The organism is Pseudarthrobacter sp. MDT1-22 (assembly GCF_054511035.1).
This window is the reverse complement of the sequence record NZ_JBTNDK010000002.1, coordinates 88,910-101,934: the sequence shown is the minus strand read 5'-3', so window position 1 is coordinate 101,934 and position 13,025 is coordinate 88,910. Positions and strand designations below refer to the sequence as shown.

At 64.9% G+C, this 13,025-nt stretch carries 16 protein-coding genes; 5 read left to right on the top strand and 11 right to left on the bottom strand.

The genetic code is table 11. The annotated features are described in order from the left end of the window. Positions 1–62 precede the first annotated feature (62 nt). Positions 63–806, top strand: a complete 744-nt coding sequence (locus tag ACX80M_RS02370) for a polyprenol monophosphomannose synthase (protein WP_104061495.1) — start codon at positions 63–65, stop codon at positions 804–806. 140 nt (positions 807–946) lie between these two features. On the opposite strand, the gene ACX80M_RS02365 is transcribed toward ACX80M_RS02370, so the two are convergent. From ACX80M_RS02365 to ACX80M_RS02350, 4 genes are all read right to left on the bottom strand, one after another. After that, on the bottom strand, positions 947–1,294 hold the full coding sequence (locus ACX80M_RS02365) for an RNA polymerase-binding protein RbpA (protein ID WP_003802221.1): 348 nt from the start codon (positions 1,292–1,294) through the stop codon (positions 947–949). Positions 1,295–1,542: 248 nt separating this feature from the next. After that, the gene (locus ACX80M_RS02360) at positions 1,543–2,493 is read right to left on the bottom strand and encodes an SPFH domain-containing protein (protein WP_252598833.1); all 951 of its coding nucleotides are present in this window, start codon (positions 2,491–2,493) and stop codon (positions 1,543–1,545) included. Positions 2,494–2,525: 32 nt separating this feature from the next. Beyond that, positions 2,526–2,990 carry an NfeD family protein gene (locus ACX80M_RS02355; protein ID WP_459308630.1) on the bottom strand — a complete coding sequence of 155 codons (465 nt, stop codon included), beginning with the start codon at positions 2,988–2,990 and terminating at the stop codon, positions 2,526–2,528. 102 nt (positions 2,991–3,092) lie between these two features. Then, on the bottom strand, positions 3,093–3,980 hold the full coding sequence (locus ACX80M_RS02350; RefSeq protein WP_252598834.1) for a methyltransferase domain-containing protein: 888 nt from the start codon (positions 3,978–3,980) through the stop codon (positions 3,093–3,095). A gap of 100 nt (positions 3,981–4,080) precedes the next feature. Between ACX80M_RS02350 and ACX80M_RS02345 the strand changes: the two genes are divergently transcribed. Then, positions 4,081–6,078: a S9 family peptidase gene (locus tag ACX80M_RS02345; protein ID WP_459308627.1), complete on the top strand. Its 1,998-nt coding sequence runs from the start codon at positions 4,081–4,083 to the stop codon at positions 6,076–6,078. A gap of 20 nt (positions 6,079–6,098) precedes the next feature. Here ACX80M_RS02345 and ACX80M_RS02340 read toward each other — a convergent pair whose 3' ends face one another. After that, complete coding sequence (locus ACX80M_RS02340; protein WP_252598836.1) at positions 6,099–6,764, bottom strand: peptide deformylase; 666 nt, start codon at positions 6,762–6,764, stop codon at positions 6,099–6,101. A gap of 59 nt (positions 6,765–6,823) precedes the next feature. On the opposite strand from ACX80M_RS02340, the gene ACX80M_RS02335 reads away from it, so the two are divergent. After that, positions 6,824–7,243, top strand: a complete 420-nt coding sequence (locus ACX80M_RS02335) for a nuclear transport factor 2 family protein (protein WP_459308625.1) — start codon at positions 6,824–6,826, stop codon at positions 7,241–7,243. A gap of 13 nt (positions 7,244–7,256) precedes the next feature. On the opposite strand, the gene ACX80M_RS02330 is transcribed toward ACX80M_RS02335, so the two are convergent. The 6 genes from ACX80M_RS02330 to ACX80M_RS02305 all read right to left on the bottom strand — a co-directional run bounded on the left by ACX80M_RS02330 (position 7,257) and on the right by ACX80M_RS02305 (position 11,952). Then, on the bottom strand, positions 7,257–8,399 hold the full coding sequence (locus tag ACX80M_RS02330; RefSeq protein WP_252598838.1) for an FAD-dependent oxidoreductase: 1,143 nt from the start codon (positions 8,397–8,399) through the stop codon (positions 7,257–7,259). Beyond that, complete coding sequence (locus ACX80M_RS02325) at positions 8,392–9,051, bottom strand: class I SAM-dependent methyltransferase (RefSeq protein ID WP_252598928.1); 660 nt, start codon at positions 9,049–9,051, stop codon at positions 8,392–8,394. The genes ACX80M_RS02330 and ACX80M_RS02325 overlap by 8 nt, the downstream gene beginning before the upstream one ends. 45 nt (positions 9,052–9,096) lie before the next feature. Then, the gene (locus tag ACX80M_RS02320; protein WP_252598839.1) at positions 9,097–10,278 is read right to left on the bottom strand and encodes a type III polyketide synthase; all 1,182 of its coding nucleotides are present in this window, start codon (positions 10,276–10,278) and stop codon (positions 9,097–9,099) included. 27 nt (positions 10,279–10,305) lie between these two features. Then, a complete protein-coding gene (locus ACX80M_RS02315) occupies positions 10,306–10,524 on the bottom strand; it encodes a hypothetical protein (protein WP_252598840.1) in 219 nt (72 codons plus the stop codon). A gap of 679 nt (positions 10,525–11,203) precedes the next feature. Beyond that, positions 11,204–11,674, bottom strand: a complete 471-nt coding sequence (locus ACX80M_RS02310) for a VOC family protein (protein WP_252607969.1) — start codon at positions 11,672–11,674, stop codon at positions 11,204–11,206. A 23-nt stretch (positions 11,675–11,697) separates the two neighbouring features. Continuing rightward, positions 11,698–11,952 (bottom strand): VOC family protein, encoded by a 255-nt coding sequence (locus ACX80M_RS02305; protein WP_374209940.1) that lies wholly within the window; start codon positions 11,950–11,952, stop codon positions 11,698–11,700. A 253-nt stretch (positions 11,953–12,205) separates the two neighbouring features. Between ACX80M_RS02305 and ACX80M_RS02300 the strand changes: the two genes are divergently transcribed. Continuing rightward, positions 12,206–12,601, top strand: coding sequence for a DUF3054 domain-containing protein (locus ACX80M_RS02300; RefSeq protein WP_459308621.1), 396 nt, complete (start codon positions 12,206–12,208; stop codon positions 12,599–12,601). 118 nt (positions 12,602–12,719) lie between these two features. Then, positions 12,720–13,001 (top strand): Lrp/AsnC family transcriptional regulator, encoded by a 282-nt coding sequence (locus ACX80M_RS02295; protein ID WP_252598847.1) that lies wholly within the window; start codon positions 12,720–12,722, stop codon positions 12,999–13,001. Positions 13,002–13,025 lie beyond the last annotated feature (24 nt).

The window sequence follows — 13,025 nt, the reverse complement described above, 5'->3', positions numbered from 1 at the left end:
GACCGCCAGCTACTCCGCTACGGTTCAGCCGCTCCGACTGCTCCCGTCCAGGAAGGCCCTTTGTGCGCGTCCTCACCATCATTCCTACTTACAACGAGCTGGAATCGCTGCCCAAGACTCTTCAACGCCTCCGCGCAGCCGTACCGGCCTCGGACGTACTGGTGGTGGACGACAACAGCCCGGACGGCACCGGTCAGCTTGCGGACGGCTTTGCCGCCGAGGATGCACAGGTTCACGTCCTGCACCGCAAAGGCAAGGCTGGCCTGGGAGCCGCCTACATTGCCGGGTTCAAATGGGGACTCGAGGCAGGCTACGACGTCCTGGTGGAAATGGATGCGGACGGCTCACACCAGCCCGAACAGCTTCCCCAGCTGCTGGAAGCCGTTGAACAGGGCGCGGACCTTGCCATGGGATCCCGCTGGGTTCCCGGTGGCAGCGTGGTCAACTGGCCGCTGTACCGGCAGGCGATTTCACGCACTGGCAGCACGTACGCCCGGCTGATGCTGGGCCTGAAGATCAAGGACGTCACCGGCGGCTACCGCGCCTTCCGGCGGACCACGCTGGAAAAACTGAACCTCGACCTTGTCGATTCAGTCGGCTACGGCTTCCAGGTTGACTTGGCGTGGCGTGTAGCCAAGCTGGGCCTCAGGATCGAGGAACGCCCCATTACGTTCGTGGAGCGCGAGCTCGGAGCGTCAAAGATGAGCGGCAACATTGTTGTTGAGGCCATGGTCAACGTCACCAGGTGGGGCCTGCAGGCACGCTGGAACAAGCTCACAGGCAAGAAGGATCCGGCACAGGGCTGACCTGCAACGCCGTTAGGACAAAAGATAAGGGCCGGGCCGGCAACGTGATCACGTTGCCGGCCCGGCCCTTTCTTAATCGTTCAGATCGCGTCAATCGGTGACGCTATGACCTCGGTGGGAGGCCGTGACCGCCGCTGGGGTCAGGCGCTGCGCCGTTCGCCACGGCGTTCGCGCAGGATGGTCAGCCGGTCCTCGAGGATCTGCTCCAGCTCCGGAAGGGAACGGCGCTCGAGAAGCATGTCCCAGTGCGTACGGACAGCCTTTTCGTTGCTGGTGTCCGGACGTTCGCCATCAACGAGGAGCGCTTCCTTGCCGGTCTTGGAGACCCACACAGGAGGAATTTCAGCCTCTGAAGAGAACGTCACGAAGACCTGCTCGCCGTCCTCGCACCGGTATTCGACGCGCTGGCGCGGAGCCGGCTCAACGCCGGACTCGGTCTCCATGCTCTGCGCGCCAAGACGCATACCCCGCAGGCTGCGATCGCTCATGTTTTCTCCCTCTGGTCGGTTCGCGGAGCAGGACTCCACGCAAGCCGGAACGGCATAACCGCCCCGGACTACTCTGTGCACTGTGCTGCATCATAAGATTCAACGCATTGCGAAGCTTTCTTGTTCCAGCGGATCTGGTCCGACCGGACAAATACTCAATTATACCGGCGTGGGGCCTAGCCGCAAAACGGGAGGGGACCCGCAACCAAGCGCAAATCCCCTCCCGCCCCGTATGGGGCAAATCCGTGTCAGGACCCAGGCTGTTTAGCGGGTTCCTCGTCGAACAGCCCGCCGCCGCTGGCGGTCGGATCAGGATTGGTACCGCCGAGCGCCTGGCCGATGCCCTTAAGTGCCTCGCCAATTTCGCTGGGAATGATCCACAGCTTGTTTGATGATCCCTCTGCGATTTTCGGAAGCGTCTGCAGGTACTGGTAGGCCAGGAGCTTCTGGTCGGGGTTGCCCTTGTGGATGGCGTCAAAGACCTTCTGGATGGCCTGTGCCTCACCGTCTGCGCGGAGGATGGCCGCCTTGGCGTCGCCCTCAGCCGCAAGGATCGATGCTTGCCGCTGGCCCTCGGCCGTCAGGATGGCAGACTGCTTGGTGCCTTCGGCCGTGAGGATCGCAGCGCGGCGGTCTCGCTCGGCCCGCATCTGCTTCTCCATGGAGTCCTGGATCGAGTGGGGCGGGTCAATGGCCTTGAGCTCCACGCGCGAGACCCGGATGCCCCAGCGGCCGGTTGCCTCGTCCAAGACACCGCGCAGCTGGCCGTTGATCTGGTCGCGGGATGTGAGCGCCTCTTCCAGGTTCAGGCCGCCCACAACGTTACGCAGGGTGGTAGTGGTGAGCTGCTCCACTGCCTGGATGTAATTGGCAATCTCATAGGTGGCTGCGCGCGGATCAGTGACCTGGAAGTACACCACAGTGTCGATGGACACCACCAGGTTGTCTTCGGTGATGACCGGCTGCGGTGGAAAGGACACCACCTGCTCCCTCAGGTCCAGGAGCGGCAGGAGCCGGTCCACAAACGGGATCAGGATGGTGAGTCCCGGGTTAAGGGTCCGCTGGTACTTGCCGAGCCGTTCAACGACGCCGGCCCTCGCCTGCGGGATAATCCGCACTGAGCGGACCAAGACAATGATCACGAACACGATCAGGACCACCAGCACAATGGCCAGGGCGGCTCCTCCTGCGTTATCCATACGACTCCTATTCCCCAATTGTTAGGCTGTACTTAGGACTGAGTGGCCTGCTCCGGCTGGGCGGAAACAACAGCCGTGGCCCCGTCGATGGCGGAGACCACTGCCTTCTGTCCGGCAGGCAGGACGCCGCCGGAGGACCGGGCGCTCCAGACATCGCCCCCGATCTTGACGAGGCCGCCGGTGGAGCTGACTGCTTCCATCACCAGGGCCTGCTCGCCGATGAGCCGGTCAATGTTGGTGCGCTGGTCGGCGGGTCCCTTTTTCAGGTGGCTTAGTGCCACCGGGCGGACAAAGGCGATCATCAGCAGTGAGACGACGCAGAACACCACAATCTGCAGCCACAGGTCAACGCCGGCAAAATCTGCGACGAGCGCGGCAAGTGTTCCGCCGCCGAGCATGATGAAGAACAGGTCAAGGGTGATCATTTCGATCACTGCGAACGCGAGGAAGGCGGTGAGCCACAGGGCCCACCAGTTTTCGCCGAGCCATTCAAACATTCCGTCCCCCTTGACCATTCGGTAGCTGTCTATCTATCCTAGTCCGCCGGAAAGCAGGACGGCAGGTTGCGTGAAGGGCAGCGGTTGAACGTGGCCACGTCGTTACGGTGCGGACGGTGCCGGACGGAAGACCGTGATCCGGAATCGTGCCTCCACCTGGGTCGACACCCCGCTGCTCCCGATTTTGGCGGCAATGGCCGTGCGGTCCAGGTGGTGCCCGGCCGGACCCATGAAGGCCAGGTCAGCCAGCTCGCTGGCCGTCAGCATCATCAGGATATCCAGGTCCCGGGTGGACTCGGCGGCGAAGTGCGGCGAGAGGGAATCTGCCAGCCGCGCGTCCTTGCCGTCCTCGATGGACAGCATCCCTGCCTGGGCGGCTACGGCGGCCAGGTGTCCGGCGCGCGGCGTCACCACCACCAGCCTTCCGCCGGGGCGGAGGACCCTGGCGAATTCGGCGGCGTTGCGGGGAGCGAAGATCACCGTGATGGCGTCGACGGCGGCGTCGGCCACCGGGAGCGGCTGCCACACATCGCAGGCAAGGCTGATTGCCTCGGGGTTGAGGCGCGCGGCGCGACGGAGCGCGAACTTGGAGATGTCGAGCGCGACGGCGGCGTAGCTGGCCGTGCGCCGCTGCACCTCATCCAGCACCACCCTGAGATAGTGGCCGGTCCCCGTACCCGAATCGAGGACCATGAATGGTTCGCCCGGGGTTATTCCGGGCACGACGGCGGCCGCGACGGCGTCTGCCAGGGGGCGGTAATGCCCGCCGTCGAGGAAAGCGAACCGGGCCGCCACCATCTCTGCGGTGTCGGCTTCAAAGACTGTCCCCTTGCCCACCAGCAGGTTGAAATAGCCCTGCTTCGCCGCGTCGAAGCCGTGCCCGGATCCGCAGACCAAGGCCTTGTGGGCCGCGTCACCCGGCCCGACCCGGACATCCAGTGCGGCGCCGCACACGGGGCAGCGCAGCGGAGGGCGGGGGCTTGATGGCATACGGACCATCTTAGGGCGGGGAGCGGGCCGGCGCGGAGCCCGCGCGAGTGGTCCGGCCGCATGTTCGCGTGGGGGAAAGCCGCACGTTAGGCTCACGTGGGTGAAGCCAGAACACCTCCCGCTGCTCAATTCCGTCTCCGCGCCGGCCGTTCACCCGGACGGCAGCCGCGCTGTTGTGTCGGTGACCAGGCCGGATTTCACTGCTGACTCCTACGTGGGCCAGCTGTGGAACATCCCGTTGAACCAGGAGCAGCTGCCGCGACGAATAACCAGGGGCTTCCGGGACACCGGCCCTGCCTTCTCTCCTGATGGACTGGTCCTCGCCTTCCTCCGGACGGGCGGACCGTCGTCGAAAGCGCAGCTCGTCGTGGTTGAGGCCGGCGGCGGTGAACCCCAGGTCATTACCGACAGGCTGCTCGGAGTGGAATCCTTCGCCTGGTCTCCTGATTCGCACCGGATAGTTTTCAGCTCCCGCGAGCCCGAGACCGGACGGTACGGCAGCAGCGAAGCCATCACCGCGGAGGCGGAGGCCCCACGGCTGATCTCCTCCTACCAGTACAGGCTGAACAGCGTTGGCTACACGCGCGACAAGCCGCAGCAGCTGTTCATCGTGGACGTCCCGGAACTCGGCGGCGAACCGCTGGCGCCGCCTGCGGCTCCGTCGCTGCCGGAAGCCCGGCAGCTGACGTCGCTCGCCACGGACGCCAGCTCCGGATTTTTCAGTGCAGACGGATCAGCCGTCTACTTTGTGGCAGCACCGCCGGAGAACGACGACGACTTGGCCACCTTGATCTACAGGGTGCCGGTCTCCGGCGGCGACCCCCTCCCGGTGGATAAGGGAGTAGCCGCACCTCAAACCGTCTCGGAAGTCCGGCAGTCCCGGGACGGCAAATGGCTGTTCTACATTGCCCGGGACCTGGGCGGCTCGGGCCGGGACTTCGTGGCACGGAACGCCGTGCTGTACTGCGTAGCGGCCGACGGCGGCATGCCGATTGCGCTGACCGACCCAGAGTTGATGGACGTTGCGGCGCCGGGTGCCCGGATTGAGCTCCGCGGCCCGGACCACGCCCTGGTCCTGAACAACGCGCAAGGCTCGGTTGAGCTCCTTGAGCTGGGGGCGGCGGGCGGGCATGCCCTGCTGGTGCACGGCGACAAGGTGGTGACGGGCGCTGCCTGGGCGGGTGGTTCGCTGCTCGTCGTATTCAGCGATCCGTCTACTCACGGGGACCTCGGAGTGCTCGACGACGGGCAGCTGCGGCTGCTGACAGACTTTTCGGCCGTTCTGCGGACACAGACGGACATTGTGGTTCCACAGGATCTGACGTTTGAGGCGCCCGATGGCTATCCCGTCCATGGCTGGCTCGTCAGGCCTGCGGGCAAGGGTCCGCACCCGGTCCTGCTGAACATCCATGGCGGGCCGTTTGCCCAGTTCACCGTTGCCCTGTTCGACGAAGCCCAGGTGTACGCGGCTGCGGGCTATGCCGTGCTGATGTGCAATCCGCGCGGCTCCGCCGGCTACGGCCGGGAGCACGGGCTGGCCATCAAGGGCCGCCTTGGCACCGACGACATGGAGGATGTCCTCGCGTTCCTGGACGGGGCGCTGGCCAAATTTCCGGCGCTGGACGCGGGCCGGCTGGGCATCATGGGCGGCTCGTACGGCGGATACCTGACCGCCTCGACCATCGCGCACCACCACAGGTTCCAGGGTGCCATTGTGGAGCGCGGATTCCTGGACCCGGTCAGTTTCGAGGGCTCGGCCGACATTGGCTGGTACTTCGGCAACGAGTATCTCGGCAGCTCAACGGTGGAGGTCGCCGCGCAAAGCCCGTTCGAGCACGTGGGCAACGTGCAGACCCCGACGCTGGTCATCCACAGCGAAAACGATCTCAGGTGTCCGCTGGAGCAGGGCCAGCGGTATTTCACGGCCCTGAAGCGGCGGGGTGTGGAAGCCCAGCTGCTGGTGTTCCCGGGCGAGGACCATGAACTTTCCCGGTCAGGCAGGCCGCAGCACCGGCGTCAGAGATTCGAGCACATCCTGCGCTGGTGGGCCCGGTTCCTCCCGACCGACGCAAATCCGGCAGACGCACCGCCGGAGTGACGCGGAGGCGTGCAGGCGCGTCAGGGGTTCTCGGGCAGGAATCCCAGGGCCGCACGGGCCTTTCCGATCCCCGGCTCGGCCCAGTTGGCGGCGTACTCGGCGTTGGAGCTCAAGGACCTCAACTCGGCGCGGTCAACGTAGAGGGTGCCATGGAGGTGATCGGTTTCGTGCTGCACAATTCTCGCCTGCCAGCCCTCGAATTCCCGTTCCGACGCCAGGCCTCCGGGGGTATCGAACCGGAGCAGCACCCGCTCTGGCCGTACTACCACTGCCTGCAGGCCGGTCAGTGAGAGGCACCCCTCGAAGAACGCGGCGCTTTCCGTTCCGACGGCCGTGTAGTGCGGGTTGATGATGGTGAGGAACTCCAGCGGGCTGCGGTGCCGCAGCGCAGCGGCCTCGGGGTCGACGTCGTACTGGTCCTCAAGGACTGCCAGCTGCAGCGGGATTCCGAGTTGCGGGGCGGCCAACCCCACACCAGGGGCTTCGTGCATCACGTCGCGCATGAGGGCAATCAACTGGTCCAGCTCGGCGGCGCTGATCTGGCCGTCGAAGGACGCGGCCCGCTGGCGGAGTACGGGATTCCCGGCCTGGACGATGGGCGGCAGCGATCCCGCAGACAGGATTTCCTGCACCCGTTCCCTCAGGTGCGCAGGAGTGAATGAAGTAGTCGGTGATACAGGGGTCATGCGGAAAGCCTAGCGGCGGACGCCGCAGGGCGTCGGCCGCGTCGGCTAATGTCGATGCCATGGCTGAACTGATTGCGTCCGAACCCAACGCACTGGAACTTGTCCTGGACTTTATCCGGACCCTGGAAGCCGGCGGTGACGGCGGGGCCATCGGCCGTTTCCTCGCTGCGGACATCGTGTTGGTCGAGGCGCCGCATCTGCTCGCGGCTGAAGGCTCCACGCGGACGCGGGACCAGGCGATGGCTGGCCTCGATCAAAGCGGCGAAGTAGTGGCGGACCAGAAGTTCGGGATCCGCCGCACTATCTGCGAAGGCGGTCGGGTTGTGGTGGAGGCCGACTGGTCGGCGCGGACGCTGATGGACCTGCGGTACTGGGATGCCGGGGAGACCATCCGCGCCCGGACGTCGTCGGTGTTTGAAGTCCGGGACGGCCTGATCATCAGCCAGGACAGTTACGACTGCTACTTCGTGAATTCCTGACCCGGTGCGGGGGTTACTGCATGGTGAACCGGCGGGCCACCAGCCTGTTGGCCGCCGGAATGCCGGACACCGCGCTGACTGCGTGGTTCCTCAACGCCAGGAGCGGCCGCCCCAACGGGCGCCCCAGCGTCATATTCACTTCGGACTGCCATCGCGCTACCGAGGCGGCCTTGCGACGCCGGGCGGAATAGGCGTGCAGGCGCTGGCCAACCGGTTTCCCCGCCAGGGCATCACAGATGATCGGCGCGAGTTCCGCCGCGTCCAGCCAGCCAAGGTTCATGCCCTGGCCGCCGATGGGGCTTATTTCATGGGCAGCATCACCGATCAGGACGGCCCGCCCCGAGACTGATCGGCACGCCACCGTGGAGCGCGGGCTGAAGCTACTGAGCATGGTGTTGGTGGCCGGGTCCGGCCGGATCCCCGTGCGGTGGTGGACCATCCGTGCGAGTTCGACGGCGTCCGGGACCGGTTCGGGCCGGGGAACCCTCACTACCCAGCGGCGGAGTCCGCCCGGCAGCGGAAAGGATTCCACTATCCCTTCGGCTTCGAGGTACAGGACGGCTTCGTTCAGGTTTTTGCCGGTACCTTCGAAATCACCCATCACATAATGGTCGGGATAGGTTCGGGACGTGGCCGGGATGCCCAGCAGGCTGCGCATCAGGGACCGCGAGCCGTCGGCGGCGACCACAAGGCGTGAGGTGATCCGGGTGCCGGCACCGCCTGTCTTGGTGGCGGCAGCACGGACGGTGACCAGTCCGCCGTCGTCCGCTATTCCCGTCACCCTGGCGCCCCTGACGAGCGCCGCACCGTCGAGTTCGTGTACACGCTGCTCCAGCAGGGATTCCGTAGTGACCTGGGCGAGCGACAGGACAAACGGGAAGCGCTCCGAGACCGACGCGAAAGACATTGACCCTACGGTCTTAGCGCCGCTGACTGCAATGCCGCCGCGGATCTGCACGCCGGCATCAACCATGGCGCTGGCCACCGCTGCCCTGTCCAGCGCCGCGAGGGCCGGGGGATGGATGCCGATGGCCCGCGAGTGGTGTTCCCGGTGGAGACGCTGTTCAAGGACCTGGACCGCGACGCCTTCCTGAAGCAGCAGGGCGGCGAGATACAGACCCACGGGTCCGCCGCCGACGATCACCACGTCAGCCATCGGGATGGTCCGGACCGTGCATGAGGACCTGATGGAAAGGGGAATGGCGCGCCACCTGCCAGCCGGGGGGAGCGGCGGCGGTGAGTTCCGCAGGGGTGTAGCTGCGCCTGATCGAGGTCAGGCCGTCCGCTCGGATGAACGAGCCGCGGAAGGGGAGGGCGGCCAGGGAGAAAAGTGCGTAGGCTGCGATGTTCCGGCGGAGGTCGTTGTGCAGGGAAATCCGGCGCCCCAGGGCTTGCGAATCTGCCAGGAGCTGAGCCAGGTCCGCTGGTTGGAGGTGGTGGATGACGTGGTTCGAGATGACGACGTCGAACCGGCGGCCTTCGCGGACCATGTCGGCACTGTCCGCCTGGCGGAACCGGACTGAGACGTGGTGGGGGCGGCGTAACGAGTAGCTGTATGCCCTGGCGTCCGGGTCAATGCCGGTGACCTCGAGCAGCAGTTTGTCCCGGGCGGACCAGAGGGCGAGCTGGCGTGCGAGGTCCCCGCCGCCGCATCCTATGTCGAGGAGCGTGGTTTCAGTGTCGTGGGAGAGGAGAGGGCGAAGCTCGCGGCGGTACAGCTGCCGCCAGCCGGAGAAGAGCCGGTTCACCAGTCCGAATTGCCGGTACGTGAGCTCGAGTTTGGTGGGATCACAGTCCGGCAGATCCATCATTTCCACTGCGTCGGCAGCCCTTTGCCGCATCAGGGACACAGGTCAGACCAGTGACGAGGCCGCCTCTGGCTGCACCGCCCGATTCCCGGTGGCTGCCTGGCGGAGTTTCGTGAAGAGCCCGGTCTCCACCGTGAGTCCGGGGCCGAACGCCATGGAGCAGATGCGTTCCTCACCCTCCACCGGCGGCTGCTCCAGGATGTGCCTGAGGACAAACAGCACGGTGGCGCTGCTCATGTTGCCGTAGTCCCGCAACGTATCCCGTGCCGGAACGAGTTGCTCGTCGGTGAGTTCAAGGCGCGTCTGGACCTTGTCAAGGATGCTCCGGCCGCCGGGGTGGATGGCCCAATGGCGGATGTCCCGGTAGGGGAGTCCACGCAGCGAGGGATCCCTTGTCAGCAGCGGTGCCAGGGCGCCGATGATGTGATCGTCGATGATGTGGGGGACGTAGTTGCCCAGCACCATTTCGAAGCCATGGTCGCCGATGTTCCAGGCCATGGATTCCTCGCCCACCGGCGTAAGGACGGTTTCGAAGTGGTCCAGTTGCATCAGCGCAGGTGCGTCCGGATCGTTCCGGGCCGTAACGATGGCTGCCGCCGCGCCGTCGGCGAACAGCGCCGAACCCATGATGGTGTCGGGATCGTTCGAGGTCCGCACGTGCAGGGAGCACAGCTCGGCACAGACCACCAGGACAACGGCCTGCGGATCTGCTTCGCAGAACGACTTGGCGGCCCGCAGTGCTGGAAAGGCGGCATAGCAGCCCATGAATCCGAGGTGATAACGCTGGACGGCAGGGTCCAGCCCCAACGCACGGACGATCTTATAGTCAGGACCGGGGTTGAAGAATCCTGTGCAGGAGACGGTAATGACGTGGGTTATGTCAAGCAAGGACAGATCCGGGCAGGCGCCCACGGCAGCCCGGGCGGACTCGACGAAAAGTTTGGTGACCTCCCGTGCGAAGAACTCGTTGCGCACCTTGGTGGTGGGGTTCAGGAGCAGGCCCGTAGATGGATCAAAGAACTGCGGATCGTCCGAACGGAACGCCATGGTCATTTCTTCGACGGCGGTATGGCGCGTATCGATGGCGGCTGAATCGAAGCAGGTACTCACCAGCCGCGAGCCCAACCTGGTCAGGCCCGGCTGGGCTGCAAAAACGTCCCGGGCTTCGGTCTGGACCAGCACGGTGGGCGGAACAGCAGTTTCGAGTGAACGCACGTAGACCGTCATTGGTTCATTCTTGGCGAGCACACGGGATTAGACAATGGCCGGGCTGGCCGGGGAGCCGTTTCCTGTGCCGCCGGCCGGTGTTCCGGACACAAAAGCGGGGGCCGGCGAATTGTCCGCCAGCTTGTCGGGCTGGGTGCTGGAGCTGGCTTCAACGCCGGCGTTGGCCAGCCCCGATGACTGAGCGGATGAGGTTGGTACGCCGGTTACGGCGCCATACGCCGAGGTGGCGAGTAGAACCGTGAGCATGCCGGCAGCAGCAGATTTTTTCTGCGCATGCGCCGACCGGTGACTTCAACGGTGCCTTGCTCGACGCGGAACAGGCCAATCACTGGCGTGTCATTCCATGAGGCATGGATCTTGGGTTTGGGTCAAGGACGACCAGCCGGACCTGACGTGCGTCAACATCCAACGGAAGCCCCGGAGTTGCCCGCACAACGTCGGCTTAATGCAGGCCACTCTCCGCTCTCAGATCACGCCGATAATATACATTATGTAAAGCTGTTCCGCCTCCTAAGGTGACGCGATCTCAAGATAGATGAAGCATTGGCCTGGTACGCCTCAAGTTGAACCATTGGCTGGCGCGTCTCACTTTAGGTGACGCATCCTGACCGCCGGGATGGCTAGAATCCGGGCTATGGCTCGGCCAGGCCCAGTGGTCCCATCCGGACCACCCCCGGAATGCACAATCCGGAGATGTTAACTGAACGGGATTCGGCTAGCCCGGTTTAGCCCTCGTCGTTGTGATATTCGAAGGTGACCGTTGCCGGTGGGGGAACCGCGGTGCTTCGCCACTCCGACTTCTCTCAGCATTCCCCCGGCTTTCTACGTCAGGCCGCCGGGGCCGGGGTGATCCACGACGGCAATTGTGTTTCAGGCTACGGCAACGACCCCGTTGCCGGGGAGGCCCGGACCTGCCCAGAGCTTCCTAACCGTCATAAGCCGTCTGAAGTGCGGCGATATCAAGCTTCTGCATCCCGAGCATGGCCTGCATTGCCCGCTGGGCACCCTCCGGATCCGGACCGCCAATCAGTGAGCCCAGGACCGACGGCACGATCTGCCAGGAGACGCCGAAACGGTCCTTCAACCACCCGCACTGGCTCTCCGCCCCACCGTCTGTCAGCGCCGACCAGTAGCGGTCCACTTCCGCCTGGTCGGAACAGTCGACCACAAAGGAGACGGCTTCCGTGAAATTGTCCGGCGCTCCCCCGTTGAGTGCCATGAACTTTCGGCCTTCAATCTCAAACTCAACGGTGATGACCTGCCCGGCCTGACCGGGACCGCCCTCGCCGAACCGCGAGACGTCCAGAATCCTGGAGTCGCCGAAGACTGACGCATAGAACTCGGCGGCCTCTTCGGCCTGGTTCTCGAACCACAGGCATGTGGAAATCTTTCGCATGGTTGCTCCTTTCCGGCTAGAGCCTAGTGCGGGGCCGCATCCGGCACAACGGCCGGTGGATGCCGGCTGACCAGCCCCACCGTGTTCCCTTCCCAGTCGCGCATGAAGGCCATCCACTCATCGGTTCCTGCCGGACCCAGGGTGGCGTCGCCATGGTGGAAGATCACCTGCGGCAGCGCAACTACCTCCACTCCCCTGCCCTGCAGGACGCGGATGCTGGTCCGGACATCCTCCACCTGCAAATAGAGGACCGACGACGGCGCGCCGCGCTCCAGCAAGAGCCGGACGCCGTCCAGATCTAAAAACAGCAGCCCCGGCGGGTCGTAGACCGCCGGGGCTGCACCCCCAGCAGTTGTGAATAGAACTCCGCGGCCCGCTGGAGGTCGTGTGCCTGCTGGGCCACCTGGATCAGACGCACTGTGCCTCCCGCTTGATAAGCACCACTGTTGTCCCACCCATCTTCCGCAATCCCCCGTACCCCGGCAAGCATCAGAACCGGGCCGTCGCCGTCGCCGGGTTAGGCTCGAAGCCATGACCTGGACCCAGCACCAATCCTTAACCGGCGGCAGGCGCGCCATCACCGCCGCGGCACTGTCCGACGCCGTCCTCATCCTCGTTTTCGCGGCCATCGGCAGGGATGCCCACCAGCGCGGCGACGTCGTCACCGGAGTGTTCCTGACCGCATGGCCGTTCCTGGCTGGGGCCGCCATCGCCTGGTTTGCGGGGCGGGCCTGGCAGCGTCCGCTGTCCATGGCAACCGGCGTCGCGGTCTGGCTTGGCGCCGTGGCCGGCGGCATGATCCTGAGGGCTCTGACGGGACAGAGCGTAGTACTGGCCTTCGTGGTTGTTGCGCTCTTGAGCCTGGGTTTGTTCCTGGTGGGCTACCGGGCACTTCTTGCACTGGTACGCAGGCTTAGAAAGTCGTGAAGGCGCCGCCGGCCACGCGTCCGGGGCACGCCTGATGGACACGCCCATGTAATAGGCTGGCATCACCAAAAGTCTTGCCGGGCACAGCTACGGCCAACAGATCCGGAAGGATTGAACAGTGATCACCGCATTCGTTCTGATCAAGACCGACGCCGCGCGCATCCCGGAAACTGCCGAGGAAATTTCCGCGATCCCAGGCATCAGCGAGGTCTATTCCGTAACAGGCGAATGGGACCTCATCGCCGTTGCCCGCGTCGCCCAACACGAGGACCTGGCTGACGTCATTGCCGACAAGCTGTCAAAGGTGCCTGCGGTGGTTCACACCACTACACACATTGCCTTCCGTGCCTACTCGCAACACGATCTCGACGCGGCATTCGCGCTCGGCTTCGAACAGTAGGATCACTTCCCGGGAAACGATGCG